Source organism: Pseudomonas sp. FSL L8-0168, from assembly GCF_037976155.1.
GTDB lineage: Bacteria > Pseudomonadota > Gammaproteobacteria > Pseudomonadales > Pseudomonadaceae > Aquipseudomonas > Aquipseudomonas paracarnis.
This window is the reverse complement of sequence record NZ_CP150262.1, coordinates 2,777,134-2,803,488: the sequence shown is the minus strand read 5'-3', so window position 1 is coordinate 2,803,488 and position 26,355 is coordinate 2,777,134. Positions and strand designations below refer to the sequence as shown.

The 26,355-nt window shown below is 55.3% G+C and carries 27 protein-coding genes and 3 pseudogenes; 8 read left to right on the top strand and 22 right to left on the bottom strand.

What is annotated here, in order from left to right; translation table 11 throughout:
- Positions 1–47: 47 nt before the first annotated feature.
- From MHH62_RS12365 to MHH62_RS12265, 21 genes and pseudogenes are all read right to left on the bottom strand, one after another.
- Entirely contained in the window at positions 48–344 is a 297-nt protein-coding gene (locus MHH62_RS12365) for a hypothetical protein (protein WP_008437414.1), read from the bottom strand.
- Complete coding sequence (locus MHH62_RS12360) at positions 341–3,304, bottom strand: conjugative transfer ATPase (RefSeq protein ID WP_024073351.1); 2,964 nt, start codon at positions 3,302–3,304, stop codon at positions 341–343. The genes MHH62_RS12365 and MHH62_RS12360 overlap by 4 nt, the downstream gene beginning before the upstream one ends.
- Positions 3,304–3,732: a TIGR03751 family conjugal transfer lipoprotein gene (locus MHH62_RS12355; protein ID WP_008437412.1), complete on the bottom strand. Its 429-nt coding sequence runs from the start codon at positions 3,730–3,732 to the stop codon at positions 3,304–3,306. Before MHH62_RS12355 ends, MHH62_RS12360 begins: the two co-directional genes overlap by 1 nt.
- Positions 3,710–5,200, bottom strand: a complete 1,491-nt coding sequence (locus MHH62_RS12350) for a TIGR03752 family integrating conjugative element protein (protein WP_024073352.1) — start codon at positions 5,198–5,200, stop codon at positions 3,710–3,712. Before MHH62_RS12350 ends, MHH62_RS12355 begins: the two co-directional genes overlap by 23 nt.
- On the bottom strand, positions 5,190–6,092 hold the full coding sequence (locus MHH62_RS12345) for a TIGR03749 family integrating conjugative element protein (protein ID WP_008437410.1): 903 nt from the start codon (positions 6,090–6,092) through the stop codon (positions 5,190–5,192). The genes MHH62_RS12350 and MHH62_RS12345 overlap by 11 nt, the downstream gene beginning before the upstream one ends.
- Positions 6,092–6,745 carry a TIGR03746 family integrating conjugative element protein gene (locus tag MHH62_RS12340; RefSeq protein ID WP_020302977.1) on the bottom strand — a complete coding sequence of 218 codons (654 nt, stop codon included), beginning with the start codon at positions 6,743–6,745 and terminating at the stop codon, positions 6,092–6,094. Before MHH62_RS12340 ends, MHH62_RS12345 begins: the two co-directional genes overlap by 1 nt.
- Positions 6,742–7,122, bottom strand: coding sequence for a TIGR03750 family conjugal transfer protein (locus tag MHH62_RS12335; RefSeq protein ID WP_008437403.1), 381 nt, complete (start codon positions 7,120–7,122; stop codon positions 6,742–6,744). The genes MHH62_RS12340 and MHH62_RS12335 overlap by 4 nt, the downstream gene beginning before the upstream one ends.
- A gap of 13 nt (positions 7,123–7,135) precedes the next feature.
- Complete coding sequence (locus MHH62_RS12330; protein WP_008437401.1) at positions 7,136–7,474, bottom strand: TIGR03745 family integrating conjugative element membrane protein; 339 nt, start codon at positions 7,472–7,474, stop codon at positions 7,136–7,138.
- An 18-nt stretch (positions 7,475–7,492) separates the two neighbouring features.
- Entirely contained in the window at positions 7,493–7,732 is a 240-nt protein-coding gene (locus tag MHH62_RS12325) for a TIGR03758 family integrating conjugative element protein (RefSeq protein WP_008437400.1), read from the bottom strand.
- On the bottom strand, positions 7,729–8,037 hold the full coding sequence (locus MHH62_RS12320; RefSeq protein WP_178110642.1) for an RAQPRD family integrative conjugative element protein: 309 nt from the start codon (positions 8,035–8,037) through the stop codon (positions 7,729–7,731). The genes MHH62_RS12325 and MHH62_RS12320 overlap by 4 nt, the downstream gene beginning before the upstream one ends.
- Positions 8,038–8,194: 157 nt before the next feature.
- A complete protein-coding gene (locus MHH62_RS12315) occupies positions 8,195–8,506 on the bottom strand; it encodes a hypothetical protein (protein ID WP_008437393.1) in 312 nt (103 codons plus the stop codon).
- Between the two features lie 75 nt (positions 8,507–8,581).
- Entirely contained in the window at positions 8,582–10,060 is a 1,479-nt protein-coding gene (locus tag MHH62_RS12310) for a UvrD-helicase domain-containing protein (protein ID WP_008437391.1), read from the bottom strand.
- A gap of 9 nt (positions 10,061–10,069) precedes the next feature.
- Complete coding sequence (locus MHH62_RS12305) at positions 10,070–10,825, bottom strand: TIGR03747 family integrating conjugative element membrane protein (protein ID WP_008437388.1); 756 nt, start codon at positions 10,823–10,825, stop codon at positions 10,070–10,072.
- Between the two features lie 18 nt (positions 10,826–10,843).
- Positions 10,844–13,060 (bottom strand): type IV conjugative transfer system coupling protein TraD, encoded by a 2,217-nt coding sequence (traD, locus tag MHH62_RS12300; RefSeq protein ID WP_024073353.1) that lies wholly within the window; start codon positions 13,058–13,060, stop codon positions 10,844–10,846.
- Between the two features lie 3 nt (positions 13,061–13,063).
- Complete coding sequence (locus tag MHH62_RS12295; protein ID WP_008437384.1) at positions 13,064–13,474, bottom strand: hypothetical protein; 411 nt, start codon at positions 13,472–13,474, stop codon at positions 13,064–13,066.
- Complete coding sequence (locus MHH62_RS12290; protein WP_024073354.1) at positions 13,434–13,718, bottom strand: hypothetical protein; 285 nt, start codon at positions 13,716–13,718, stop codon at positions 13,434–13,436. The genes MHH62_RS12295 and MHH62_RS12290 overlap by 41 nt, the downstream gene beginning before the upstream one ends.
- Before the next feature lie 7 nt (positions 13,719–13,725).
- A complete protein-coding gene (locus tag MHH62_RS12285; RefSeq protein WP_223816876.1) occupies positions 13,726–14,181 on the bottom strand; it encodes an integrating conjugative element protein in 456 nt (151 codons plus the stop codon).
- Positions 14,182–14,225: 44 nt separating this feature from the next.
- Positions 14,226–14,783, bottom strand: coding sequence for a lytic transglycosylase domain-containing protein (locus tag MHH62_RS12280; protein ID WP_339233003.1), 558 nt, complete (start codon positions 14,781–14,783; stop codon positions 14,226–14,228).
- Positions 14,768–15,520, bottom strand: a complete 753-nt coding sequence (locus MHH62_RS12275) for a TIGR03759 family integrating conjugative element protein (RefSeq protein WP_024073355.1) — start codon at positions 15,518–15,520, stop codon at positions 14,768–14,770. Before MHH62_RS12275 ends, MHH62_RS12280 begins: the two co-directional genes overlap by 16 nt.
- A 40-nt stretch (positions 15,521–15,560) precedes the next feature.
- Complete coding sequence (locus MHH62_RS12270) at positions 15,561–16,277, bottom strand: hypothetical protein (protein WP_024073356.1); 717 nt, start codon at positions 16,275–16,277, stop codon at positions 15,561–15,563.
- A 159-nt stretch (positions 16,278–16,436) separates the two neighbouring features.
- Positions 16,437–16,668, bottom strand: a pseudogene (locus MHH62_RS12265) (DEAD/DEAH box helicase); the annotation flags it as partial.
- Between the two features lie 191 nt (positions 16,669–16,859).
- Between MHH62_RS12265 and MHH62_RS12260 the strand changes: the two are divergent.
- From MHH62_RS12260 to MHH62_RS12240, 5 genes and pseudogenes are all read left to right on the top strand, one after another.
- Positions 16,860–17,165 carry a transposase gene (locus tag MHH62_RS12260; RefSeq protein ID WP_093235877.1) on the top strand — a complete coding sequence of 102 codons (306 nt, stop codon included), beginning with the start codon at positions 16,860–16,862 and terminating at the stop codon, positions 17,163–17,165.
- Positions 17,162–17,497, top strand: coding sequence for an IS66 family insertion sequence element accessory protein TnpB (gene tnpB / locus MHH62_RS12255; RefSeq protein WP_024073357.1), 336 nt, complete (start codon positions 17,162–17,164; stop codon positions 17,495–17,497). The genes MHH62_RS12260 and tnpB overlap by 4 nt, the downstream gene beginning before the upstream one ends.
- 61 nt (positions 17,498–17,558) lie before the next feature.
- Positions 17,559–18,857, top strand: a pseudogene (locus MHH62_RS12250) (IS66 family transposase); the annotation flags it as partial.
- 587 nt (positions 18,858–19,444) lie between these two features.
- Complete coding sequence (gene ltrA, locus MHH62_RS12245; protein ID WP_024073359.1) at positions 19,445–21,106, top strand: group II intron reverse transcriptase/maturase; 1,662 nt, start codon at positions 19,445–19,447, stop codon at positions 21,104–21,106.
- A 104-nt stretch (positions 21,107–21,210) separates the two neighbouring features.
- Positions 21,211–21,432, top strand: a pseudogene (locus MHH62_RS12240) (transposase domain-containing protein); the annotation flags it as partial.
- Between the two features lie 38 nt (positions 21,433–21,470).
- Here MHH62_RS12240 and MHH62_RS12235 read toward each other — a convergent pair.
- Positions 21,471–22,433, bottom strand: a complete 963-nt coding sequence (locus tag MHH62_RS12235) for an arsenic resistance protein (RefSeq protein ID WP_024073360.1) — start codon at positions 22,431–22,433, stop codon at positions 21,471–21,473.
- 93 nt (positions 22,434–22,526) lie between these two features.
- Between MHH62_RS12235 and MHH62_RS12230 the strand changes: the two genes are divergently transcribed.
- The 3 genes from MHH62_RS12230 (at position 22,527) to MHH62_RS12220 (ending at position 26,332) form a co-directional block, all read left to right on the top strand.
- Positions 22,527–22,961, top strand: coding sequence for a helix-turn-helix domain-containing protein (locus MHH62_RS12230; protein ID WP_024073361.1), 435 nt, complete (start codon positions 22,527–22,529; stop codon positions 22,959–22,961).
- Positions 22,962–23,226: 265 nt separating this feature from the next.
- Positions 23,227–23,358, top strand: a complete 132-nt coding sequence (locus MHH62_RS12225; protein WP_024073362.1) for a hypothetical protein — start codon at positions 23,227–23,229, stop codon at positions 23,356–23,358.
- A gap of 514 nt (positions 23,359–23,872) precedes the next feature.
- Positions 23,873–26,332, top strand: a complete 2,460-nt coding sequence (locus tag MHH62_RS12220; protein WP_024073364.1) for a heavy metal translocating P-type ATPase — start codon at positions 23,873–23,875, stop codon at positions 26,330–26,332.
- The last annotated feature ends 23 nt before the right edge of the window (positions 26,333–26,355 follow it).

Sequence of the window (26,355 nt, the reverse complement as noted above, 5' to 3'; positions counted from 1 at the left end):
GCCTGCCAAAACGCACCCCAGCATCAACCAATATTTGCGAAGGCCTATCATGCCCGAGCCTCTGCTGGCTTCGATGAAAGCAGCGCTTGTTTACGAAGGGCCTCAAGAAGAGCGTTCTCAGCATTCTCGGGTTGTGGGTGCTGTAGCAGCCAATTGGCTAACACCGCGTGAAGTTGGGACTCGATGTCACGACGATCCACCGCACGAACCAAAACCTGTTGCAGTTGCTCTATCAAAACGGGGGCACACACCTCAAGGGTTTGAAGGGCGTCTTCACCCGGTTGTTCAAGCAGCTGGGTCAGACTTTCTATAAGGTTCTGGGTCAGGGAATTCAATGCTCTCATGCTTGGCGCTCCAAGGCCGTGACTTGCTCGGGGAAAGTAATGATGTGAGGTTCGATACCGCGATAGCGGTCAAGCGTTGCAGCAACTTCAATGGCCGCATCCAGCTCGCTGCAGCCTTTGGCTTGCATGATGTCGAAGCGTTGCTTTTTCTCTTCCGGCTCGGTCATGGCCAGGGCCAGATACAAACTCGGTGGTACCGCCCGGAATAACATTTCCATGCTTTTGGACAACACGACGCCCTCGGTGAATTTGCCGCTTTCTTTACGCGCTGACAGCATCATCGACTTCTGTGCAGGAGTCAGTTCACGAAACCGCGCGATCTTCTCCACCTCATCAGGCGGCATGTTTAAGCACATCCACCACTCGATCATGTTGAGCAGGGCTGAGGCCTCTGGCGGCACGTCGTCAACGTTCTGGGTGGCCATCCAGAACCAGGCGCCGAGCTTTCGCCACATTTTGGTAATCTTGACGGAGTAGGGGGATAGGAGTGGGACCTTCAACTGGATGTGGCCTTCGTCGGTGAAGCAGATCAGCGGACGGCCTTTAAACTGGTCACGCTCGGCAATGTTGTTGACCGTGTTGAGCAGGGAAATATAAGCGATGGCCATCTGTGCGCTATAGCCTTCTCGCGCATAGGTGGCAAGGTCGACAATGGTAATGTCCGCTTCTGGCCATGGGGTGCCAGGACGGTTGAACATGTCGCCTTCGGTGCCCATACAGAACATGGACAAGGCTTCCGCCATCTCCAAGAATCGTGAGCTTCGGGCGTCTGGAATACCGGGCTCGAGTCCCATTTCTCGCAGCGCTTCACGGATATCTTCCGGCAGAACGATACGTTGCTCCGTCACGCATTTTTTCGCTGCATTCAGTATGCATTGGCGGATGGCGCTACGGTCGGCACGAGTAAGACGGGCATCCTCTTTTTCTTCACCACCGGTGATCATCAGCCTGGCCGCAATTTCCATCTCGCCCAGGATGTCGCGTTGTTCATCCTCGGTCTGGCTAGTCAGATGTTCGTCCGACGCCTCAAGATCATCAGCTTGGATAATCTTCACGTTTTGGCTGGGTTCGATGAGCTTCACGGCATCAGCGAATGGCGCGAGGCTGACACCCGATCCAGGTGCAAGTCGAACCCGGTTTACCGTCAAACCCAACTTTTTGGCGAAATCACCGAGTAAGCCGAAGCTGTTGCCAGCCTCCACAATGAATAGACGTGGCCGATAGATGGCGATGATTTGGCTAAGGATGTTTGTCGCGCTGGCCGATTTACCTGAACCCGTAGGCCCGAAAATGAACAAATGCGCGTTCATCTGCCGGTCCAGCTTGTTCAGCGGGTCGAAGGTTATCGGCGCTCCCCCACGGTTAAACAGGGTAATACCCGGGTGCCCGGTTCCGGTCGACCTACCCCAGACGGGGGCCAGGTTCGCAATGTGTTGGGCGAACATCAGTTGTGCGTACCACTCCAGTGCTTTGCGCGCATTGGGGTCGAAGTTGCCGGGTAGCCATCTAAGGTAGGAGTTCAGCGGTGCCACTTCATCCCGAGGTTCCACCGGCTCCATGCCCGCACCCAGCAATGCGCTGCTGAGTTGCAAACTGCGTTCGTGCAGCTGGGCATCATCTTTACCCCGCAGGTAAAACGCTACGCTACCTCTGTACAGCTTGTGCTTGCGCCCGAGCAACTGACGGGCGGTGGCGACGTCTTCGCGTGTCAGGATCGAGGCCTGAGTGTCTCCAACTGCCTTGCGTGAAAGCTGTTCCAGATGCCCTTCGAGAATGTCCTGCGGGGTGATCACGAGAGTGATACAGAGAATGGTGTCCTCTGGCATTTTGTCGAACAGTGCGTTGAGCGCATCACCGCCCTTTCGGGTTTCACCGGTTAAGTGCCCGGTCTTGGGAGCATCCCTCAAGCGGTCAAGCATCACCACCTGATGGGGAAGGCCGTCGAAATACCACAGACCTTTCTCTATATCTGACAGTGGTTCGCGATAAAACAGGTTTTGCGAGAAGTCAGTGCCGCTGGCGAGCGGCAGCTCGCCCTCTGCAGCACCAGGTGCTTGCTTGCACACCAATTCGTAGAAGCGGCGAATATCTGCATCGGCAGGGCCAAGATGATCGGGACGTGGATTGAACCAATGAATCAGCCAATGGCGAATGGCGTGGCCATCCATGCGATGGGTTTTAATGCCGGCGTTCGCCAAGCCGCCCACCAAGCGATCGCAGATGATTTTCAGGTAAGGACCTGGTGCCTGGCCTCGCACATCCGCTTGCGCGCCTTGGGTACGGCGGTAGACAACAACACGGACGCGGCGCTGTTGGCCCCTCCAGGGCAGTTGGCTGACCTTGGTGTCTTCAAACAGCCCGCCTGGTTTGGAGATGGATTCCAGGTGTTGCTTCATCAGCTTCAAATAAAGCTCGGTGAATGCACTGCCTTGTGCGCGTGGTTGAACGTAGTCATGCAGTTGCTGAAGGTAATCGTCCCAGCTGGTTTCGTCCTGGGCATAGAGCTGAACCACCCAGGGTGAGGTTTCAAGCTCGTCGAAGGAGTCCTGGAGGGCGTTTTCCAGGGCGTCGCGGGCCTTGCGTAACCATTCGGGATCCCGACCTTCAGTACCAATCGGTGTCAGCTCAAAAAAGGCAGCACGAGACACGCCGTCTTCCAATAGCATGGCTTTTTCTGCAGGCAGGTAATCTACCCACGGCAGTAGGTCTACGAAGGAGGGGTTGACGTGGTATAGACGGTCAGCATCAGCGGTTGTGGCTGGCTTTTTCTTTGGGTTACGCCAATCGCTCGGCGAGGGAATACCCATGGCAGCAAGGCGTTCGTAGTAACGCTCTGTAGCAGCCTCAAACGTCTCGGTTGCTGGTCCCTGCACATCGTCAGATAACGGCGAACCTGGTGTTACGCCAGGTTCCACACGCTCTGTCGCCCGTCGCGTTTTGAATCGTTCAAAAAAACCCATCAATATGCCTCCGTGCGTTCGCCAGGCATGGCGTATTGCACCCGCTGATACAGCGGAAACACCGTGGTGTAGCCTGGGATCGGTGCCGGGTCTGAACCCGCTAAATGAGGAAAGACGTACATCACCAGGTCGGGATTGGGTAGGCGTTTAAATTGGCTGTAGATCTCGTTTTGTGCGGTACGTGTGAACATGGTGTTGTCTGTTTCCCTCGTCTCCAGAGGCCGACGAAGATCTTGGCGTGCATCGAGCAATTGGCGGCTGCTCGAGCTGCTTGAGCCGCTGGAGCCTTGATCCCAAACGTCCATCATTGTGCGGTCCCCATGGGGGAGCAATTCGTCTTTGTTGGTGGAACAGGCCGAGGCGAGTAGGGCGATGGCCAGGTATGCACCTAGTTTTAAGCCATGATTAGTCAAGCGCAGTCGAAACATGACGGGCTCCTGAGCGATAGTTGACCTTGCGGCCATTGAGTTCGTAATCGATGGTCAGTTGCTGGTCCAGGTGCACAGCTATCTTTGCCCCGGGTTGTACATACACCGCTGCGAAGGCTTGCCCGTAGAGTTTGTTGACCCAGCTGGAGACGTCATTGACGCCCTGGCCAATAATTTTGCCCATGGCTTCACTGCCCGAGCCGCCGACAGAACCGATGGTCCCGGACTGAGGGTTTATAAAAGAGCCGCTGTTTCCATCTGACTTGATGAGGGAGGCAGCACCTGCGCCGGCGGCGGTAATCAGTACCTGCGAGCCAATGTATTGCGAGGCGTTGCTTTTGCGGTCGCCACTGATACAAGGAATGCCATAGGCATCGCTTATCCAGCCCAGGCCACCCTGAATGGTGGTTTGGTTGCCATTGTTCTGATTGTTACTATTTTGACTGCTATTCGTTTCTTCCTGAGGTTGTGGCAGCGTGCGCACAGTGCCGTCATTGAAGACGAACGTCAGGCTTTTGATCTGACCGCGTACGCAAGACAGGGTCCAATCGCCGGAAGCCGTTCCGCTGGCCACCGCGCCGGCGACGTCGGGCAAGTCGATGCCGTTGGCCGTGAGATTGTCCGGCCCGATCAATACCTTGAACGGGTAGGGGTCGTTGACAGTGCCGTCAATGGGCACCCGGCCGATCAGCGCGGACATGGCCACCGAACCCATCAATGTCGAGTTCTGCGGCAAGGTGTAGACCTTGCGCACCTGTTTGCGGGCCTCCTGTGGCGAGATTTCATTCGCAACACTTTGAGCGCCCGTGCGCAGTGCATTTTGTCCTCGGTCCACGGACTCGCCAAAAGAGGTCGGGAAGTTGAAGCCGCTTGCCGTTTGATTTGTCCCTGCAGCGATGGGCTTGCCGTTGACATCGACCGGCGTTGCGTCCTGCGGCTCTATCCAAACAACGTCCGCGCCAGGTCCGCCTTTGAAGCCTTGACCGTCACCTGGCTGAACGCCGAAGCCGATCGGCAAATCAGATCCAGACTCATTGCCACTGCCCGATTTGCTGCTCAGGGTATTGTACTGCTGCTGCAGTGTGTCCAAGAGGGTTTGGCTCTGTTGTTGCGCCTCCTGCTTCATCGTTTGCTGAACGTTCTGCAGTTTGTTATCGACGTTGAGGTCGATGTTCTGCAGGCGTTTTTGCAGCTCGATGTTCTGTTGCTTTAGTTCGTCATTGTTCTTCAAAGCATTGGAGACTTGGTCCTTGAGTTGTCTGCTTTCCACGACAATGGTGCGCAATGTGTCGCTGGGTGTATCTCCGTCAACCCCAAGCTTTTTAGCCTCCTTCGTACTAAGTACAACCGTTTCCGGCGCATGAACCTGTTGGTCGGCACTTTCGCGATTGAATAATTTGACCACTACGTATATCGCCAGGATCGCGAACGGTATGACCAGGTATTTAACAAGTGGATTACTCTTCACGACGGCCTCCCTTCGGATCGATCTGGCTGATGGCGGCCGGCAATAACGATTCGGCTAGACCATGACCACGGGTCACCAAGTAGACCGTCGAGGTGTCGCTGGAATCACCTTTGGCGCCAAGGTAGGGATGCTGAAAAGTCGCGGTGACAAAGTCACCCATCAGGTCACGCGGATCCAATGTGAGGTTTTGGGCGCTTGTGTTACGTAGCTTCACCGCCGTGACCCAATACTCGTCTAACCGCCACGACCCCAACGCAGAGGCTTCGACCGGCAATATCGGCATTAGGGTGGTGAGGTCCAAACCGCGCTTCAGATTGATCTGAGCAATCCCCTCCACGGGCTCAACGGTGCGTAGGGGCGCGTAAAGCATCTGTGCGGCATAGCGCGTCATGACCACCGGAAGAGGGGTCTCACGACGCGGTTTCGGCGCGTCCTCATCCTCCTCGGCTTGAGCGCTGGCTTGGGCCGTGGAAGAAGTTGAATGGTTGCTTGTAGGTTTGGCGTTGACTTGGCCGTAACGCGGGGCGGGACTGTCCCCGGCTACAATTTTAGCCGGCTCGGATGCGACCTGATTTGGTTTCCCTACCGTTGCGATGATATCCACGAGCATGATCTCACCGGAGTTCATGTTCTGCAGCTGTAAGCGAGTCGGTTCAATCGGCTCTTTCGCCAACAGGTAGAGGGCACCACCGGTGCTCTGCACGCGCAGTTTGTCGACGAGGTTACGAGGCAGACCCACCCGTACGTTTTGGTCCACAAAGACAATACGCTCCTGACCCACGATCAAGGGCAGTGCTATAGGGATACGATCCCAGCGCAGGATTTCGACGGCGTTGGCCAACCCGCAGAAGTGAAGGGCTACGAGCCCGATGATCAGTAGGCGGCGTGTCATCATTTGCCTCCTGCTCTGGTCGTTTCTGCGGAGACTTCGATGCGTTGTGGATTACTGCTATAACAGTCCCAGGCCAAGCCGAATGGGTTTTTTTCGGGATCGACGTCGAATCGGATAATTCTTAACGGATAGCGAGCAAATGCCCGCTTTACGCGCTCCCCGCCGTAGTGCTCGTCAGCGGTGATGTCCAGGTTGACGGTCCAGTCATTGATGCTGTGCTGTTCAATATGTTGCTCAGACTTATCGTCGATGCCTCTGCCTGGAATTTCAAATACACCCCGCTCACGTTTGCGCAGTTCCCCGCTATTGCGGCGTAGCTCGAAATCTTTCTGCAAGTAGGCTTTGCAGCTGGGAGTCAGGTAGCTTTCCAAGCGGGTAATGTTGTCCTCGTAGTCGGTTTCACCGTCAACGGGCCAACGGTTCATCTGCTGAAAAATGTACAGACCGAAGGCGTATACCGACTCCGGTGGAATATCCCACCACTTACGGGTGCTACCTGAACGTAGATCTGGAGGTACATGAACAGTTAGGTCACGCGGTGCGCTCTGCCAGCCATAAGCCATGTACAGACCCAGGGCAATGAGAAAACCAATGACCATGCGCAGGCTGTTAATGTGGGCCAGTTGGGCGTCTACTTTTTTACGGTAAGTCATTGAACCTCCGTTCGATGACAGGTCCACGCACCTGTACGAGTAATCAGCAGGGCTTTATTCCAGGTAGGAAAGAACCGCGCGATGTTCAATTGCATCTGGCGGTATAGCCATGTATCAGGTCGGCCGCGTTTCCACCGACGCAAGAAACGACTGGCAAGAAACAGCCCTAGGACAGCACAGAGCATGGCGGCGCCGATGATAAGTGCCCAAATCTGGGTCAATATCGCGGCCGGAATACCGATAACCAGCCCTGCGCCGGTGCTCAACGCCAAGGTGGCCCACATTTCGTCAGCGGTAAGGCCGCCCATGATGACTGGCTGATTGTTCAATCGCACAGGGAGGAAAATCAGGGTCCCATCGTCTGAGAGTTCTGTCATGGCCACGGCTCTTTTAAAGAATATTTGAAGCCTTGGTGACCAGAAAAATGGCGACACCGAGGATGGCGACGCCAACGGCGGCTGTCGCCCCCAGATCTCCCCATTTTTTCTTGCCAAGTTGAATTTCGTGGTAGGTGCCGAAGGCATGCCAAGCAACGCCACTGAAAATGACTGCGCAGATGATGAGGCCAAGCAAAGTAAAACCGTCAAAGGCGTAGTTCTGCATGGTTTGCATCAGGTTAGAGCCTTCCCCCCGGGTAGGAGGCTGAGACTGCGGAAGAGCCGCCATGGCCAGTTGGGGGAGAGCAAGCAACCCGATCAGCATGCGGCCCGGTTTTAAGAATGAAGTCATGGTGTATCTCCCATAGGGTCAACTAAGAACAAATGTGGTGAGGATCATGCAAAGCAGTAGGATGCGGACGAGCGAGGTCGAGGCAATCGTTCGATCAAGGTTGCCAGTGGCCCATCCTCGGTAGCAGCTCCAGATAGCCCAGGCGCCCCACATAAAGATGATGGCTACAGCGACGCCGACGAAAAACAGGTAGCTCGTCGAGGCAGGAAATCCTCCTGCCGCTTGAAACGCAGCAGCCTGAGCGCCGCTCATGCTCATGGCTTGCGTCCTTCGGTCGTGTATTGGCCTGACAGCTCAACAGGATCACGAGGCTGGGCTCGGGTTGGGGTTAGATAGCCCTCCAACCCATGACGAATTCGAGCGATATCACCTGCTAGACGCTGGTAATCGAAGAAGTAACGCTTGCCAGGTTCGTCGGCCACTTGAGCGCTACGACGTGCGGTGTCCTCTAAGGCATTCAACTGGCGGATCATCACGTCCAGGTTGGCCTGTTCGGAGGCTGAAGCAGCGGTCGCATGAGAGACAGGCAGGCCGCATCCAAAAAGTGCGATGAGGCCTGGCAAGGCAAGTCGGCAAGTGAGTGCAGTGAGACGCGGGTACTGGATCACGGCTGGGCTCTAGTCATTCCTGATGCCGTCAGCTTGCCGTGATCAAGCTATGGTCGCCGCAAGAAAACCATATTCAGGACTGTAAGGATTTCTTCTGACGGTACTGACACCATCAATCACAGTGGATAGGGCGTTTGAAGAACAGCAGATACCCGATGGGCAAGGCGAATCCGTAAGCCCAGCCTTGGGCGTTTTGATTGCCAACCTTGACTTCTCCTTTGACCACGGGCTGCACGCTGACCAGCTCCCAGCCTTCGCTGCCTAATTGAGCAAGGCGGTTTTGACGTTCAGAATCTTCCAGAAAACCCTGGGTGTCGGGTTCAGTGGTGGGCTCTTCGGACTTGAACATGAAGAGCTTTTTGGTTCTGACAACGTACTGAAAGGGAGAGAACTCAGTGTGGTATTCAAATTTCTGACGGCCCATGGCGACGTCCTCAATGTGCAGAGCTACCAGGGTTTCAATAATAAGCGCGTGCCAGCAATCTGAAATAGTTTGTTGCTAAGCGCGTGATTTCTGAGGTTGGAGTGCAGAGGTCCGAGCATCGACATAGCGCTGCATGATAGAAAGCACCATTGAGTTCAACGCTAGGATCTTCATCCCTCGCGTCACCGCCACGTACAGCAAATTCAACTCGTCATCTTTACGACCTTGATCGATATCGGGTGAAAGCGGATCAGCGCTAAAGTCGTCATACAGGCTGACAAAGTCCCACTCCAGCCCCTTGGCCTTGTGCCCAGTCGTGAGTGTCACGGTGGCGTCGAGCTCGTTATCTACAGAGCGGGAACGTAGGGTTTGGATCCGCTGGGGCAGGTCCGGATAGGCTGTAATGATCTTGATCGATCGCAACATCTCCGTATCCTGGCTTACCTCGGCTATTTCCACGTACTGTGAAAAGTCCCGGTAATCTCTCAACAGCCTGCGGTTCTGCACCTCATGGTTACGGTTGCGGCTGAATAGGTATAAATCTTCCAGATCGCGTAGCGAGTAGCTGTCGATACCGCCGACCCAGAAAATCTTGGGGTTGCTTGCGACCAGCTGCAGGGCGTTCTCGATGACGCCGGTCACGGTACGATGGATAAACGTGCGATGCGGTAGCTCTTCAGGCAGAGCCCGTTTAACCAGGGTATTGCAACCTAACCCCTGCAGCTTTCGTGTCTCACCCTTGTAAAAAAGAATGATGTTGGCCACATGCGCGACGGCAGGGCCGAAGCGAAAGCTTTGGGTCAGGTAGTGACGTTCGGCGTCGGCCATCCAGTCGCTGTTGAGCGCATCTTCTGCGCCGCGGAAGCGATAGATCTGCTGGTGGGGATCGCCGACTGCCACCTTGCGGACCCGTTGTATTTTTACTATGTCGGCAATAACTGGGTTCACGTCTTGACCTTCGTCGAGCAGAATGGCGTTAAATCGTTCGCTCAGGTCGGGCTTGCTTAGCTGATACAGCTTCAAGTAAGCGTCATGGGTGATCGACATTGCTGTGTCCTGCAGATCGATCATCCGGTTCCAGATGGTTTTAGCCACGTTTAAAGCATTGTTCAGGAAACGTTCCTGGGCACTTGTGAGCATTCGTTGCCCCTGGAATCTGGGAAAATGCACACGGCCCAACTCGTCATCGGCGCTGGCCATGAAGTTGTTAAGCGTGCTGAGGACATCCCGCACGAGCTCCCAGTCCTGGGTGTTGATGGCCCTTGCGATGTCCGTCAGGCGTAAGTTATTGGTCTGCTTGGTGGCGTACTGACTGCCATAGACTGCATATGCGAGGCCATGCGCCGTCTTACACACCACGTTTCTGCGTGGAAAGCGGCCCCTGGCAGCGAGCTCGACGGATTTGTTGTAGCAGAGGTAGAGCATTTTCACCGAGGCGTGTTGTGTGGCGTAGCCCACCAGTGTGGTGGTTTTGCCGGTACCGGCAAAAGCCTGAACCAGTAGCTTGTCAGCCGTGGAATGGATGATGGGCTGCTGTTCTTGTGTCCACTGCATGGGCAGCTCCTAAAGGTATTTTTTGAAGCTTGAAACGGTGATGTAAACGGACACACCCAACAGCACGGCGCAGGGCAACAGAATCAAAAGGGGGCTGATGCTGATGGGGATGGCCAGGTAGACCGTCCAGGGCACGATGGTCAGCGGAATGATCGTCCCCCGGGCTTTGTGATACAGGTAACTTGACTCGCGGCCGGAGCCGAATTTTCGTAGATCACGCCGCACCAGGCCATCGACCAAGCCAGTGAACGCCGCCAGTGCGAACAGCGGAATCGTCAACGTCAGAATGACCATTCGCACACAGAAGGTCAGGACTGTGTATAACGCGGCTAAGCCATAGTCCTGGAATTTGATCATCGCCCGACCGAGTTCGTAGCGAAGGTTCAAGGTTCCCGTTTGTTGTGGTGATGTTGAGCGAGCGTACTGTGTCAGTGCATTTATATTGTCCTGCATGCCGGTTTTCACCATCAGCCAGTCATAGACCGTTTGTGCCAGCCAGGTTGCCGTACGCCCCGGTTCTTTGATGACAACGCTGTGCAGCAGATCCTGGGACAGCCAGCCCAGTTCATGTTGGAACATCTGCTGAGCATGTTTCCAGCCGGCATCCGGCCAGAACGTGTACATGCAAAGCCATTCAACGACGATGGCGCCGAGCAAGGAGCCGAACATCACCCCCAAGAAATGAAAAGGGGTAGAGAACAGCATGCCCAGGAAGTTTTTTTGACCTTCCTGCTGTTGCTGGGCTTTTTCCGCGATATCGGCCATGGCTCTGTTCCTTCAAGCCTATGCGGCTTTTCCGTTATTGGCCATCTGGCGGAAGTCGTCTACCAAGTCATCAGGAAGCGACTCACTTAGTGCGTCATATCCCGGTGCTTGCCACCAGTCGCTGCTGGTTCCGGATCCTTTACGCATGCCCTCAACCAAGGCCTGAAGATCCTTGGGCATCACTTCATCGGGATCGCTTGCCGGCAACGGCATACGAATCTTCCACAAATTCCCGCCCTCTATCAGGGCAAAGCATTGCCCCTTGGGTAGGGCAACCACATGCGCCGGTTCGATCATCGGTACGCTGACACTTTGGATCTGATCGTGAGTGTTAGAGGTGAAAGCGGTGTTGCCGTTAATAGCGTCGTTTGCACTGCTTGCTGGTGTACTGGTAAACACCTGGACCTTTGGCAACTGGTTGGTCAGCAGCTCGGCGGTTGCAGTCTCACGTACACGTAACATGAACAGGTTGTTGAAGTTACCGATGACTTGGCCAGCTTTAGCCCGGTTACCGATTTTTGCCTCAATATCGCTCATGGTTTGGGTATAGGCCGTGACCTGCATGCCGGCACCACCGCCTTTGTTGATCATCGGTATGAATTCATCGCCCATCAGTTCGTTGAATTCGTCCGCATGTACGTTAATTGCTACCTTGCCGCCGGTGGCCCCGGGCAAGCCATCATCGATGCCAAACTTATAGATGTGACCCGCAACTGACACCAGGTCGCTGAACATCGAGTTGCCCACCGCTGCAGCTACCTCTGTATCAGATAAAGCGTCCAGGCCGACATAGACCACTGCCCGTTTGCGGATGATCTGCATCCAGTCAAAGATTGGTCGTGGGTCCTCAAGATCCATGTAGTCGGGAGATAGCAGCTCTGCAATCCGGCCTGTGGTCAGTTTTTCCAGCAATGGCAGAAGGCTGGCCACGATCTTGTCGAAATAGGTTTTGTCATAGCGTACGGCTGATCGCAGACCCTCCATCACTGGGTCGGAGATGCGTTGCTGAGTGAGGTACATGTCCAGGGCCACCACGCGTAGCGGTCGATCCTTCATGGCGAAACTGAGGTTCTTACGATCGATCTTTCCTTCCAGCTCAACGATGGTTTGCCAGGCTTTGGGATCATTTTCAGCAAAGTGCTTCTGCGCATACTCAATAAACAGCGCGTCAATGTTTGTCACATGCTTGAGGATCTGTTCATAGTCCGGCCGACGTCCCAGTGCCACGAGGGCGCGCGCGATGATGTTGACGAAACGCCAGGCGAATTCCCGGAATGCCGCGGAATTGCCTTCCCCCGAAAGTTGGCCGGCAATGCGGGTGGCAACCTCCGAGATCCGACCAAACCGGCCGACGGCGTTGTAGCGAGCGGAGTGATCGGGCCAGCCTAGGTGGAACACGTAGAATTCCTCCAGTCGGTTTGCGCGCTTGCATTCGATGTACATGCGCTTCAGGAGGTCTGCGTCGCCTTTAGGATCGAAGACAATCACCACTTCGCGGTCCAGGTCCATTTCTACATTGCGCTGGCTTCGATGAACGGGTTGCACGCGGCGCCCCATATGAACGCGGCGCCGGGGGCTACGGCGGGTACGCCTGATGTCTTGGGTGATAAACAACTCTGCCAAGCGGGTTTTTCCAACACGAGTAGTCCCCAATACAAGGGAGTGTCCAACCCGCTCACCCAGTGGCAGGCTGACATCCGCTTCGTTCGGCTCTATACCGTGTAAGCGCGGTAGCCCCCCGACTGGAGGAAGTGGACGCGCCGGGTTAAATGGCACATCCCACGAGGTAGCCTTTGACAGCAATTTGAGTGGAAAGGGTGCGAACTCCAGACGCTCCTCAATTCTGCGAGCAAAGGTATAGATAGACGTGGGCTCGACATACTCGGCGTACTTTGGGAGGTAAGTCTCCATCAACCGCTGAGTATGTTTTTGGGTCCAGCGAAAGCCTTTACCGATGAATAGCCGCTCATTGCTGACCGGCATGTCTTTGCTGGTCATGGTGTAGTGGGGTAGGCGCCGAATATTGCGCCGGTAACGCAGCACTACCAACGCTTGTTTGAGGCGGACGAACCCTAGACCCAGAAAGCCTGTACCGGCAACCATGCCGAATAAAGGCGTCAGAGCAACCGCCCAGGGCGCGAAAATACAGAGCAACGCCGCAGCGGCACATACGCAAACTGTGTACAGCTCAACAGCAGGGCGTAGTAACGACTCAATGGTGTAGGAGGTGGTCATGGATCACTTCCTATGAGTGAAAGGGGACAATGGCCCCACTGTTTCGAAATGGAAAACGACTGGCTTGCCTGTCTCAGCGATCAGCCCATAGGACTTGGCCAGGCGGTATATGGGGTGGTAGCTGTTAAGGGAGTTGACGTGTCCAGCAATGCGCTCTCGCCAGACTTCTAGTGGCATCGCTGCCTTGCTCAAATTACACGGCACGCACGCGGGCATCATGTTGCTGATGGCGTGGTTCTCTGGCCGCCCCAAAATGATGGCACCGGAGTACTTGCCGTCCACCCTCTCTGGTTCTCGCCATACTGCTTCCATGTGGTCCGCATGCCACCGGTCACCCAACAGCACACCGCAGTATGCGCAATGGCCCGCGAATTTAGCGTGAAGCTCGCAGCGTTGCTTCTTGGTCAGCTTCATGGGGCCGGGATCCTCCTTTCATGCGTGATGATGAATTGGCCAACTCTTGCCTCGCTTGCTCAACTGCCTCGGGCAGTCGTTCTTTTAGCCGCTGACATAGCTCCACCTCGTCACCAGGTACGCGGGCGATGACGGTGCCGCCATAGAGCTTGGCGACATAGGTGACCTGTTCAAAAAGCAGTTGGCCTGCTCGTGGGTCATCTGGTTGCTTGATGACCAAGGTGATGTGCGTAAGAGAGGCCATACCCTGGTTACTGCTGGATCGTTGTGGCAGTGATCAACAGCGGGTAATGCTGGACTCCCAAGCGCTGTGCCAGATCATTTGATGGAGCCGGGACCAACTGTAGATTTCCTGCCCATCGTTGGATTTCGGCAAACCGCTCGGCGCTGGCCACGTTAACCACAAGGCCCACTGCCTGCAGTTGCTGTAACTGATCGCGGCGCTGTGATAACCACTTTCTGGAGCTTTCATCGTCGCCTACAAGAAACAATGGTTGCAGGCCAGGTGCATTGATTACCCGGCCCTGTACCTGCCCGGGTGTCAGTTGGTCAGAGCGCACTGGAAACGAGCCTTGCCCACGCACACCAATATTCTCTGACTGTGCTGACTGCTCAGTAGGTTCTGGAGCCAAGTACTGGTAGTAGGGCAGAGCGGAAACACCCCCTCGGTCTTCAACAACAATCAGCGAGGTGGCATGCACTGCCATGGGGGAGGCCAAAGACAGCAAAACAGGCAGATGCAGCAATCTATTCATGGATTATTCGCCATCAGGTTGATACCGGTGACCCGGCTGAGGTGTTTGGCAAAAGCTCGTCGGTATCGGGCAGCGGGTTCGCCTCCGGCAGGGCGGTGGTACCGACCAGCAGCGGTGATCCAGTCGCCTCCTTTGGCTTTTTGCTCAGCCAGGATGTGGGCCGTAACCGAGAGGTTTTTGTACGGATCCAGCCCTTCGCAGGGATAGCTATAACGGTGGCCGTTGGCACCGATGTTGGTTTGTCCAAGCCCGACGTCGACTCTATTTGGGCCTGCGGTCTGAAGGGCGATCATCAACGCTCTGCAAGCATCGCTGCGTGTCGCAAAGCGATATCCGGCGCCGGCGACATTCAACGTCCAGGGCCAGGGGACGATCTGGCCGCGAAGTCGGGTGCCACTCTCTTGCAGTGCAACGGAGTACAGCACCTCGGACGGAACGCCGGCAGGCAGGGCAATCAACTGATAGGCCGGTGGCGGAACCTCGGCACCGTTAGCAAATGCCGCGGTGAGCAGTAGCCCCCCCGTTAAAGCCGCGCGAATTACAGACGCTGCCATTGTCCATTCACCTCGCGTACCACGGCCGGCAGCTCACCGCCGAGTCCAAGGCCAAGCCATCGACCGGCATCGTGATTCAATGTGATCTGTCGGCTTCTCACGCTGGCCGGTTCGACTCCAGCCAAGATGGCCCAGCGGCGAATTATTTCGTCATCACCTTGACTACCAACGAAGTACAGATCAAAGGACTGTTTCTGGTTTTGTAAGTCTTTGACGCGGTCAATACATGCGTTGCAACTGTCTTGAACAAAAACGGCTAGTCGTCCAGTGCCTTTCACAGCAGTTAACGCTCCCGAGCCAGGAGCAGATGCAGGGTTGGACGATAGTTGGATGACTTTTTCATTGGGGTAAAGACGTGCGAAGGCTTGGTCATAGGCCCTTTGGTACGCCAGTTCCTTATCGATACGCTGTCGCTCGGCTCGCACCTGCAGCTCTGCATAGCGTCGCCGCTCCTCCTCCGACTTCGCTTCGATGCCAAGTGCTGTCAGAGGATCCAGGCCTGGCGAATAGATTCCGCGAGGACCCTCCATCACAGTTTGAAAACGGGACCATTCTTGGGGGGTCAATCCCCACTCGCGGGCGAGTTCTGTCTGACTTGCTCCTTGAGAAGAGTTGTGAACTTCACTGTTCTGAGTGTTCGAGATCGACGTTGATTGCCCCGAAGCCGCATGACAGCCGTATGCAAACGCGAAGGTGGCCAAGCCTGCAATGAAACCCAAAATGTTCCTGGGCTTCATTGTTTTCGAGGAAGTGGTAGGGGAGTGCATAAAGGAGGTCCTATTGCGCGACGGTTACGGTTTGAGGTGTTCCGGCCACGTCAAAGCGTGCGGATCTTCCGTCCAGCGCGTTGAGTCGCCAGGCGGTGCCCGCCACAGCGTCACCAGGTCGGATAAGGTAAATTTGATTCAACTGCGTGCTGCCAGGCGGTGCTACGGACAAAAAGCGTTCACCGCCGCGATACTCGATACCGACAACGGTAAAAGGGGGTGTTTGCGGTGTGACAGTGGCGGTAGCGGGCGGTTTTGGCCGCTTTGGTTGGCGGGCAACGGGCTTAGGCTTGGGCTTGAGGGGCACAGCAGTGGTTTGTTTGATGCGTGACTGACTGAGTTCTTGAAGACGGCTATCGAGTGTTTCGACGCTGGCTTTGAGGACTAGCAATTCACCAGCAGACGCAGCATTTTGAGAGATTTCTTGCGCTGACTCCGTCGCTTGCTTTGCATACGCTTGTGCGGCATCAATTCGATTCGATAAAGCCTGCTGCCCGGCTCGGAAGTCCTCGTTGGTCACCAGGTGGTTGCCGGCTACCGTGCCCAGTCGCTCATCGACTTTGCCAAGCCGCGTCAACAACGCATCGAGCGACTCTTTGTCTGCAGTCGCAGCCAAGCTGGTGCGGAGTTGGGAGAGTTGATGATGCTCATAACACAGAATGCCTGCCAATAATGCAAGGCACAGACTGAGTATCGCTGTGGTTCGAGTAGGGCGTGGTAGGTTCATGGGCGTCCTCGCGCAAAAGCGAATACACCCTCTCAAACCAGTCTCTTAGGTGCATCAGGAAATAGGTTTTCCAGGACGCATGGTTTTTGAAGTGTCGAGTTGGCCGCTGGTAAATTGGGATCGTTATAAAAAAATGGCCACCCGAAGGTGGCCGTCAAACTATGAAGCAATGAGCTGCCTTGCAAGTGTCATTTCAACTGAATCACCATCTTGGTTCAGCGAGTCGAGACCAGAATCTGGCACATCTCCCGACGTGCTTTGAATCACGGCGATTTTCTTGGCCATCAACTGCAGGCAAGTAATCTGAGAGCTGCCGGCATAGCCAAAAAAACACCCTCACTGGCTGCTTTTGCCCAATCCGCCATCACCGTCGAAATGCCTGTTGCAAGGTGTTGGGTAAAGCCATATACCGTAGCCCCACTGCGCGGAGTAAAGTCTTAAAAACCCGTGATAATGATCTGCGGAGTCAGAATAAAGTGGGTAACCGTCCGGCCAGGTCATCTACCCAGCTCTGCAAAGCGAAGACATGGTGTGCATTTAAATTAAGTGGACACCAATTCTAGCCTTTCAAGCGGGTATTTCATGCAGCCAACACGCCGTTCCTATTCCAAATCCTTCAAAGCCCAGATCATTCAAGAGTGCGCCCAACCAGGCGCTTCGATTGCCAGCGTCGCGCTCGGCCATAGCCTCAACGCAAACCTCGTCCACAAATGGATTCGGCTGCAAACGCAGAAAATTCCGGCACACCCACCTGCGGGGGCGAACTCCCATCCAGCATCATCGAATATCTGCGTTGAAATACAGCACCCGCGCGCCATCATCAAAGTGGACTGGCCCACTGAAAGTGCTGCCGCCTGCGCGACTTTTCTTCGAGATATTCTGCGATGATTCACATCGACTCCATCTGGCTCGCCACCGAACCGATGGCCATGCGCGCAGGCACCGAAACGGCGCTAGCCAAGGTGATCGCGGTGTTCGGTGCGGCGCAGCCGCACTGCGCTTATCTGTTCGCCAACCGCCGCGCCAATCGCATGAAAGTGCTGGTGCATGACGGCTTCGGAATATGGCTGGCGGCGCGCCGGTTAAACCAAGGCAAGTTCCACTGGCCTGGCATCCGCCATGGTCCTGAGATGGAACTGGATGCCGAGCAACTTCAAACGTTGTTGCTGGGGCTGCCATGGCAACGCGCAGGTTCTGGAGGCTCGATCACACTGCTTTAACGGCAGCCATTAGCCTATCGGTCTATCGTCGCGAAACGCCCGCTCTGGCAAAGTCCGGCGTATGACTTCTTCGCCCAATCTCGACCAACTGTCTCCCAATCAACTGCGCGTCCTCGCAGCGCAGTTGCTCTCGCAAGTCGACACTATGGGCAAGAAAATCAACCGTGATCAAACAGTCATTGAGAAACAGACCCACGAGATCGCCCAGCTCAAGCGTTTGAAGTTTGCCAAGCGCAGCGAGCAGATGAATCCTGAACAGGCCAGCCTGCTAGATGACCTGATCGATACTGATATCGCGGCGATTGAGGCCGAGCTTCAGGCGTTGCAAATAGCACCAGAGGCGACCGAGGAAAAGCTAAGGCCCAAGCGCACGGCATTGCCGGCAGAATTTCCGCGAACGTTGATCCATCACGAACCGGACAACACTCACCGCCCATGCGGCTGCGCCCTGAAGCGCATCGGTGAGGACGTTAGCGAGAAGCTGGACTACACGCCCGGCGTGTTCACCGTCGAACGCCATGTCCGTGGCAAGTGGGTCTGCGATAACTGCGAAACGCTGATCCAGGCACCGGTTCCGCCGCAGGTCATTGATAAGGGCATCCCGACTTCGGGCCTGCTCGCACACGTCATGATCGCCAAGTTTGCTGACCATCTGCCGCTTTACCGTCAGGAATCGATCTTAGGTCGAGCGGGCTTGGCGATTCCACGTTCAACCTTGGCTCAATGGGTTGGCGTGACCGGAGTTCAGTTGCAGCCGCTGGTCGATGCGCTGCGCGAAGTAGTGCTTGGGCAACAAATCATCCACGCAGATGAAACACCGGTGCAGATGCTCATGCCGGGAACAAAGAAAACCCACCGCTCCTATGTGTGGTCCTACGCTACCAGCCAGTTCTCGGATGTGGCAGCGGTGGTTTATGACTTCAGCCCCAGTCGCGCCGGAGAGCATGCTCGCGACTTCCTTCAGGACTGGAATGGCAAGTTGGTCTGCGACGATTTTGGCGGCTACAAGGCCAGCTTTGAACTCGGCGTGACCGAGATCGGCTGCATGGCCCATGCACGGCGCAAGTTCTTTGAACTGCACGCTACGAATAAAAGCACGCTCGCCGAGCAAGCCCTGCGCTATATCCAGTTGTTGTACGAAATCGAAAGAGAAGTCAGAGACCTGGAGCCGGATTTACGGCGCCGAATACGGCAAGAAAAAGCCGTACCGGTGAAGGATAGGCTGCATGCCTGGATGAACGCGCAGCGTGATCTTGTGCCCGAAGGTTCGGCCATCAGCAGAGCGCTCGATTACAGCCTTAAACGCTGGGCAGCGCTGTCGCGCTACCTCGATGACGGGGCGGTTCCCATTGATAATAATTGGGCGGAGGTGCGACACGAAGTCGCTTAATGAAGTTGTTCCCCCTTGGTGGGAACCACCCGTGTCACCGGGTGAATCTAGAAGGCTGAATCAAGAGCGCCTTCGACAATGTTACGAGGCGCCGCAAGGTGCGGGGTACCAATCGTGAGAGGCGTACCCTTCTGGCAGCCATGGCCGGACAAGTGCTAGATAGTTGGTATGGTGAACACACGTGAATCTGCGCAACGATCGTTAAATTAAGCGAGCGGAAATGGCTTACACGCTCGAACCAAAATGGTAATGGAGGTGGGAACTGCGTCTTTCTACTACGCATTCGTGACCCACATGCCTCCCGGTCGATAGCAGGCACCTAACCCGACGCACTTCAGTAAGCGGAACGTGGAAATCCCGTATCGCTCCCGTCAGGGAAAGCCGTTTGTAAAAATTGCCCATGGCGGTGCGGGCGAAGGAACGAGGAAAAAGCGAACGCCGTCCTGTAATGGGTTGGATAGAGGTTGAAACATCACTTCACGCGAAAGCGGGCAGACGTCCTCATGGTCTCTCTTCACACGAGAGTAGGTAGAACCCTTTCAACGGAAGGAGAGCAAATGAACGCAGCAGCATTGGCGTGTGCACCTTCCGGCACGTCGTGGGACAGCATCGATTGGATCGCCGTACAACGTCGTGTCAGAGGGCTGCAAGCGCGTATTGTGAAGGCTGTACAAGATGGCAGACATAACAAGGTGAAAGCCCTGCAATGGCTGCTGACTCACTCGTTCAGTGGCAAGGCATTTGCTGTGAAACGGGTGTCTGAAAACAAAGGCAAAAATACCCCCGGCGTGGACAAGGTTACTTGGAATACGCCTAGGGCCAAGCTCGGCGCGATAGAGTCGTTGACGCGGCGAGGTTACTCGCCGCTCCCGCTTCGGAGAGTGCTTATTCCGAAGAAAAACGGCAAAACGAGACCTCTTGGAATTCCCGCGATGAAATGCCGGGCCATGCAGGCGCTTCATCTGCTGGCTCTGGAACCGATAGCGGAAACTACCGGCGACCCGAACTCTTATGGGTTCAGGCCGGAACGCTCAACTGCGGATGCCGTCGCACAGTGCTTTGGTGTGCTGTCACGAAAAGCAAACGCGGAATGGGTGTTAGAGGGCGACATTCAAGGCTGTTTCGACAATATCAGCCATGACTGGTTGATCGCCAACATTCCCATGGACAAGGCGATTTTGCAGAAATGGCTCCGGGCTGGTTATGTCTACCAAAAGCAGCTATTCCCCAGCCACGCCGGAACCCCGCAGGGAGGCATCATATCCCCGGGGTTGGCGAACATGACGCTGGATGGGTTGGAAGCGATGCTGGCGAAGAGATTTCCCAACGCGAAGTGGACAGCCCGAAAAATGCGCGTGGTGCGTTATGCAGATGATTTCATCATCACTGGTTGTTCGAAAGAATGGCTGGAGAATGAAGTCAGGCCCGCCGTGGTTGAATTTCTGGCAGAGCGTGGACTTGTCCTCTCTCCGGAAAAAACCAAGATAACGCACATAGGGGACGGGTTCGACTTCCTCGGATGGAACCTGCGCAAGTACAACGGCAAGCTCCTGATCAAGCCGTCCAAGGCGAACATCGGGGCTCTACTTGCCAAGCTGCGAGAGTTGATCAAGACCAACAAAACGATACGACAGGCTAACTTGATAGGTTTGCTCAACCCGGTTCTACGGGGCTGGGCGAACTATCACAGTCATGTCGTCGCCAAGAAGGTCTTCAACCAGGTGGACAGCGCAGTGTGGGAAATGCTCTGGCGATGGGCGGTACGTCGCCACCCTCGCAAGACACGCCGATGGGTGAAGGATCGGTATTTCAAAGTACAAGGGGCGCGCCGTTGGGTGTTCTCGTGTACTGAAAAATCCGCCGATGGTCGGAAGCGTCAGTACACGCTAGTAGACGCCTCAGACACACCGATTGTGCGACATATCAAGATTAAGGCTGCTGCCAACCCTCACGACCCTGCATGGGATGAGTACTTCGAGTCCCGCTGGGGCAAGAAGATGCTCACTTCCGTTAAAGGTCGAGCCAAGCTGTATCGGGTATGGGTGCAACAGGGCGGCAGGTGCTGCGCCTGCTTCAAGCCGGTGACCAAAGACACACCGTGGCACAGTCGCCATATTGTGAAGCTAGGTCATGGCGGGACGGACGCTGCGGCTAATCTTGAGATTTACCACCTGCGTTGCCCACGAGATGTGCAATTTGCCAATGTCGACGATGTATAACCGGGTGCCCAATGGCGCCTTAGCAGAGGCTTGAGCCGTGTGCTGGGAAACTCGCATGCACGGTTCTTAGGGGGTTGGACGCGGGCAACCGCGTCTGACTACCCGACAACCAGATCCGGCCATGGGCTCTTGGGCGCAAGAACTGGCTCTTCGCCGGGTCGCTACGCAGCGGAAAACGGGCTGCGGCGATCATGAGCTTGATCCAGTCAGCGCGGCTGAATGGCCATGATCCGTACGCCTATCTAAAGGATGTTCTCACGCGCCTGCCGACGCGGCGCGCGAGTGAGATTAACAAGCTGCTGCCGCACAGGTGGGCACCTGTTTAATCGCGCAGGGTGTTTTGTGCTTATGTCTTCCCTGGCATCTACATTTTGCGCCACACCAAAGCAGGAATTGCTCGGATGTAAATTAGTTCGCTGACCAACTCAATCAGCGTTTGAGTAATCACTGCTGCCGCAGCGAGCCCTCTGATTTCCTCGGGCAAGGCCAATGCCAATGGTAGAACTACCAATGAGTTTCGTGTCGAACTGCTGAAAGCGACAGATCTTGCCGTGCTAGCCGGTAACTTAAACGCCCGAGCCACCAGCGCACCCACCACGGGTGCCAAGAGCATGAAACCAATGTAGACGGGAATAACAGGCAGCAGCTTGTCCATGTCTCTGACCACCGTTGAAATCTGAGAGCCGATCACTACGACCAATACAGCCGCCATAGCTGGCACAGGCATCCAAGCCCATACATTGTTCCAGCCCTCAACGATGCGTGACCCCTTTGCCCCGGCAGCTGTTGCTACTGCCAAGACCAAGGGTAAAGCGATCAGCACTACGAAGGCCTCAACAAATGGGCCGACCGATATAACCACCGCCGAGTCATCACTCACCATGAAGGCTAGATAGAGGGGTAGTAGCACAAGCTGAAGCACGAGTAGTAATGGTGTTGCCGCCAGAGTCAGTTTGGAGTCGCCCTTACCGATATGGGTAAACACAACAACATAATCGATACAAGGCGTCAGCAAGACCAATAGTGCGCCCACCAAAATCGCCGGGTGGTCGGCTAGGCCCATCGTCAACGCCCAAACCAACAGGGGGATGGCGACGAAATTGGCGGTCAGCAGCGCGGTCATGAAACGCTTGTTTGCAAGCCCTTTGCGAAGATCCAAGAATGGGATCTGCAGAAACATGGCGTACATCAGCACAGCGATGGCTGGTGTCACCAACGCACCTAACGCTTGAGAGGCATCAGGTGCGAGCAGGCCCCCGATAGCCGCGACAATGACCGCGACGAAGTAAACGGGAATCTGGTTCTTCTCTAGCTGTTCTCTGTCCACGGAATGCCCTTAAAACGCGTGAAATCATTTTTCGATTGAGCAGGTTAATATCTGTAGCTACTACAGGTTCAAGAAAATGCTTGGGGAGTTTGGATGTCAGGAATCGGAGCGCTGTCGAAATCAACGGGTTGCCACATTGAAACGATTCGCTACTACGAGAAAATAGGCCTTCTCCCTCCGGCCCTACGGTCGACAGGGCGGCATCGAATCTATACCGAAAAGCATCGGTCACGACTCATCTTCATCAGGCAGAATCGTGAACTGGGCTTTCCACTCGACGATATCCGCGAACTCATTGCGCTCGCGGCAGATGCTGATCGTCCGTGTGCTGATGCGTTGTCGGTGGTCAAGAAGCACTTGGCAGAAGTGGAATCTAAGGTAGCTAAGCTCCTGCAGATCCGGATAGAGCTGCTCTCAATGGCAGGCACGTGTGAGTCAAGATGCCTAGGCTCGAACACTCCAGACTGTACGATTATTGAGTCACTGTTCGAACCCGCTGCTGGGGCTCGCTCTGGTTGCTGCTCCTAGACGAGTCAAGAGCATAGGGGAGCAAGCTGCCATTGAAACCGAATAGCGCGATAGTCTCGACAGGGTCTTTCGAGCGTCCGTCTACACCAAACGGGCTGGTGCAAGATGTGTTCGGCAGACGCTTACTAAAGTGGTGCGCCACTGCTGGCATAAAAATATCAAGCTATAGTGTTTGGGGCCCTCAATCTCGTGACCGTACTGAGCGAACGCTTACACGGCAGACGTTTGCCAGGGCATATACCTATCAACTGAAGGAGCAAGTTCTATGGCCATCAAACCTGGGCCCAAGCCAATTGCCGAATCAACCGGCAAGACAGACCAGCGTCGCCGTGTAACCCCCGAGAACAAGCCTAAGCATCCCGACCTGGACGTGCATAAGCACAAGAAGGGTGATTGATGAGACCCCGCCAGACATGGCGGGGTTTTATTCTCGGTTAGCAGGTGTCACCGGATTTCCAGTGGGCATCTCCTAATTAATGCCGAAAAGCTTGTAGTAGGGTTGTTGAGGAGGACATGCTGGTGCGACTGTGTCGAGGAGCTTTCTGGATATTTCTACCCTTAACCCTGTCGGCTACCGATGGTAATGAGCGCTTAGAGAGGTCTACAGCCGACACATGCCAATGGCGTCGAAAACCATCATGGCGGATTTCTCCAAACGTTTACTCGTAGGCTTCACAACGCGATTGACGACTTGCTCGATATGCATGACTCCCAGGGTGAAAGCTGAGTGGGCATTTGAGGTGCTGACCAACCTGGCTGATGCATCGCAGCATGCAGCTATCAGGCGCTCGCACTGAGGGACGTAGACTCGAGCGGCGCCCTCGGCCCAGTCGAAATTTCAAACTCATTGCTTGACACTGTAGCTACTACAGGCTGTTCAATGACGCCATATCCTTATTGGTAGATGCGTCATGAGCCAGGAAAACCCGTCGAAAGCCAAATTGCACCTCGTGCCGAAGTCGGACGATTGCTGTTCTGCTGACCCCCGCGAGACCTTCGCCAAACAGGTTCATTCTCGTGCACATCATGTTGAGCATGGGCCTGATCACGCCGAGAGCTTGGGCAGAACGGGATCGCATGCGTGCGGTTCGAAGGATTCTCAGCCTTGTGGAGCCAAGTCCACCGACCATAATCAAGACCATAGCGCACACGATCATGGCACTTCAGCTCAAGCCCATTCCGATGCCGACCATTGCTGTTTGAGCAAAGTGGATTCCGCAGGGGCGGTGACTTCACATTCGGCCATGGCTGAGCCAGAAGGCACGACCCTGGTTCGGTATCGCATTGATAAGATGGATTGCCCTACCGAAGAGCGGCTAATTCGTAATCGCTTAGAGCCGATGCCTGGCATCGCACGACTTGATTTCAATCTGTTGGATCGTGAGCTGACAGTGCATCATCGCTTGGATGATCCGAAGGCGATAGTCATCGCTTTGACCGCGCTGGATATGGGGCCCAATCTCATCGAGGCCGGCGCAACCCCGAATGCCATTTCACCTGCTCTGACGACGCGCTTGAAAGGGCTGCTGGCGGTCAGCGGTCTAGCTGCCATCGCCGCTGAAGTGATCGCTTGGACGACCGGACAGGAGGGTTCTTTGCCTGTAATGTCCTTGGCTGCGCTGTCCATTCTTACTGCTGGTCTACCAACTCTGAAGAAGGGGTGGATCGCTGTAAAGAACTTCACATTGAACATCTACTTCTTGATGTCTTTGGCTGTCTTGGGTGCCATGGTGATTGGCAAGTGGCCGGAAGCCGCGATGGTGGTTTTCCTTTTCGCTATTGCCGAAGCCATCGAAGCACTCTCACTTGAGCGAGCGCGTAACGCGATTAAATCGCTGACTGCATTAGCTCCTGAGACTGCGGAAGTCATGACCGAAGCTGGCTGGAAAGAACACCCGGTTGAGAATGTCGTTCTCGGCAGCCGTATTCGTGTTCGCACAGGGTCGCGGGTACCGCTGGATGCGAGGGTGGAATCTGGTCGTGCTGCTCTCGACCAAGCCCCTATCACTGGTGAAAGCTTGCCAGTAGATAAGGCAGAGGGGGATCCGCTATATGCTGGCAGTATCGTGACAGACGGCGTCGTGGAGGCGACTGTCACGGCAGTCGCTGGCGAAAGTACGCTCGCTCGTATTGCTGCCGCGATTCAGGATGCGCAGTCTCAGCGGGCGCCGACGCAGAGGTTCGTTGACCAGTTCGCACGGTATTACACCCCAGCCGTAGTGGCGGTGGCATTTCTTGTTGCCGTTTTAGGCCCAGTGCTGCTTGGTGGTACGTGGGGTGAATGGTTGTATGAGGCCCTGGTGTTGTTGGTCATCGCGTGTCCTTGTGCCTTGGTCGTCTCAACGCCTGTCACTGTTGTGAGTGGTCTTGCCGCAGCCGCACGGCATGGAATCTTGATCAAGGGTGGTGCCTACCTGGAAAGCGGGCGCCTGCTGAAGGTGGTTGCTCTGGATAAAACAGGCACGTTGACTCAGGGCAAGCCAGTTCTGACTGACTCAGATATATTCAGTGACTTGTCTATCGAGAAGGCAACTTTGATTGCTGCGAGTCTTGATGAGCAAAGTACCCACCCAGTAGCGAAAGCATTGGTCAATGGGTGGAAATCGCAGCAGCCTGGCGCTGTGGCTCTGCCTGTCAGTGACTTCAGTGTGCTAAATGGCCGAGGCGTGAAAGGCACGATCGACGGTCATCTTTGGCATCTAGGCAACCATCGTTTGGTTGAGGAGTTGGGCGTGTGTTCTTCGGAGCTGGAGGCCAGACTTTCACGGCTTGAGGAAACTGGCAAAACGGTGATCGTGCTATGCGGCAATAGCGGCCCCGCCGCGATATTCGCGGTCGCAGACACAGTCCGACCGGAGAGTGTTGAAGCTGTGGCTGCTTTGAAGGCTTTGAACGTGGTTCCAGTAATGCTGACTGGGGATAATCCTGCGACGGCGAGGTCGATCGCTGAGCAATTGGGCATCGAGGATGCCCGTGGAAATCTGATGCCAGAGGACAAGCAGACTGCAGTCGCTGAACTCAAACGCAGATATGGCGCCGTTGGGATGGTTGGTGACGGCGTTAATGACGCCCCCGCCTTAGCGCAATCCGATATAGGTTTCGCAATGGGAGCCGCAGGGACAGCGACAGCTCTCGAAACAGCTGACGTTGCGATCATGGACGACGACCCTCGAAAAATCGCGTACTTTATCAGCCTGAGTCGCCGATCCGCCTCGGTTCTAAAGCAAAACATCATTTTGGCTCTGGGCATAAAAGTTGTCTTCTTGGCGTTGGCTCTCTCTGGTTTCGCGACATTGTGGATGGCCGTTTTCGCCGACATGGGGGCGAGCTTGCTCGTCGTATTCAATGGCTTGCGGCTGCTGCGTCGGTGAAATGGCTGCTGCGTTTTATATAG

Excerpts from the sequence above, each read along its gene's own strand:
- MHH62_RS12365 (WP_008437414.1), bottom strand. The coding sequence starts at position 344 with ATGAGAGCATTGAATTCCCTGACCCAGAACCTTATAGAAAGTCTGACC.
- MHH62_RS12360 (WP_024073351.1), bottom strand. The coding sequence starts at position 3,304 with ATGGGTTTTTTTGAACGATTCAAAACGCGACGGGCGACAGAGCGTGTG.
- MHH62_RS12355 (WP_008437412.1), bottom strand. The coding sequence starts at position 3,732 with ATGTTTCGACTGCGCTTGACTAATCATGGCTTAAAACTAGGTGCATAC.
- MHH62_RS12345 (WP_008437410.1), bottom strand. The coding sequence starts at position 6,092 with ATGACACGCCGCCTACTGATCATCGGGCTCGTAGCCCTTCACTTCTGC.
- MHH62_RS12340 (WP_020302977.1), bottom strand. The coding sequence starts at position 6,745 with ATGACTTACCGTAAAAAAGTAGACGCCCAACTGGCCCACATTAACAGC.
- MHH62_RS12335 (WP_008437403.1), bottom strand. The coding sequence starts at position 7,122 with ATGACAGAACTCTCAGACGATGGGACCCTGATTTTCCTCCCTGTGCGA.
- MHH62_RS12330 (WP_008437401.1), bottom strand. The coding sequence starts at position 7,474 with ATGACTTCATTCTTAAAACCGGGCCGCATGCTGATCGGGTTGCTTGCT.
- MHH62_RS12325 (WP_008437400.1), bottom strand. The coding sequence starts at position 7,732 with ATGAGCATGAGCGGCGCTCAGGCTGCTGCGTTTCAAGCGGCAGGAGGA.
- MHH62_RS12315 (WP_008437393.1), bottom strand. The coding sequence starts at position 8,506 with ATGGGCCGTCAGAAATTTGAATACCACACTGAGTTCTCTCCCTTTCAG.
- MHH62_RS12310 (WP_008437391.1), bottom strand. The coding sequence starts at position 10,060 with ATGCAGTGGACACAAGAACAGCAGCCCATCATCCATTCCACGGCTGAC.
- MHH62_RS12305 (WP_008437388.1), bottom strand. The coding sequence starts at position 10,825 with ATGGCCGATATCGCGGAAAAAGCCCAGCAACAGCAGGAAGGTCAAAAA.
- traD (WP_024073353.1), bottom strand. The coding sequence starts at position 13,060 with ATGACCACCTCCTACACCATTGAGTCGTTACTACGCCCTGCTGTTGAG.
- MHH62_RS12295 (WP_008437384.1), bottom strand. The coding sequence starts at position 13,474 with ATGAAGCTGACCAAGAAGCAACGCTGCGAGCTTCACGCTAAATTCGCG.
- MHH62_RS12290 (WP_024073354.1), bottom strand. The coding sequence starts at position 13,718 with ATGGCCTCTCTTACGCACATCACCTTGGTCATCAAGCAACCAGATGAC.
- MHH62_RS12285 (WP_223816876.1), bottom strand. The coding sequence starts at position 14,181 with ATGGCAGTGCATGCCACCTCGCTGATTGTTGTTGAAGACCGAGGGGGT.
- MHH62_RS12280 (WP_339233003.1), bottom strand. The coding sequence starts at position 14,783 with ATGGCAGCGTCTGTAATTCGCGCGGCTTTAACGGGGGGGCTACTGCTC.
- MHH62_RS12275 (WP_024073355.1), bottom strand. The coding sequence starts at position 15,520 with ATGAAGCCCAGGAACATTTTGGGTTTCATTGCAGGCTTGGCCACCTTC.
- MHH62_RS12270 (WP_024073356.1), bottom strand. The coding sequence starts at position 16,277 with ATGAACCTACCACGCCCTACTCGAACCACAGCGATACTCAGTCTGTGC.
- MHH62_RS12260 (WP_093235877.1), top strand. The coding sequence starts at position 16,860 with ATGCAGCCAACACGCCGTTCCTATTCCAAATCCTTCAAAGCCCAGATC.
- tnpB (WP_024073357.1), top strand. The coding sequence starts at position 17,162 with ATGATTCACATCGACTCCATCTGGCTCGCCACCGAACCGATGGCCATG.
- ltrA (WP_024073359.1), top strand. The coding sequence starts at position 19,445 with ATGAACGCAGCAGCATTGGCGTGTGCACCTTCCGGCACGTCGTGGGAC.
- MHH62_RS12230 (WP_024073361.1), top strand. The coding sequence starts at position 22,527 with ATGTCAGGAATCGGAGCGCTGTCGAAATCAACGGGTTGCCACATTGAA.
- MHH62_RS12225 (WP_024073362.1), top strand. The coding sequence starts at position 23,227 with ATGGCCATCAAACCTGGGCCCAAGCCAATTGCCGAATCAACCGGCAAG.
- MHH62_RS12220 (WP_024073364.1), top strand. The coding sequence starts at position 23,873 with ATGAGCCAGGAAAACCCGTCGAAAGCCAAATTGCACCTCGTGCCGAAG.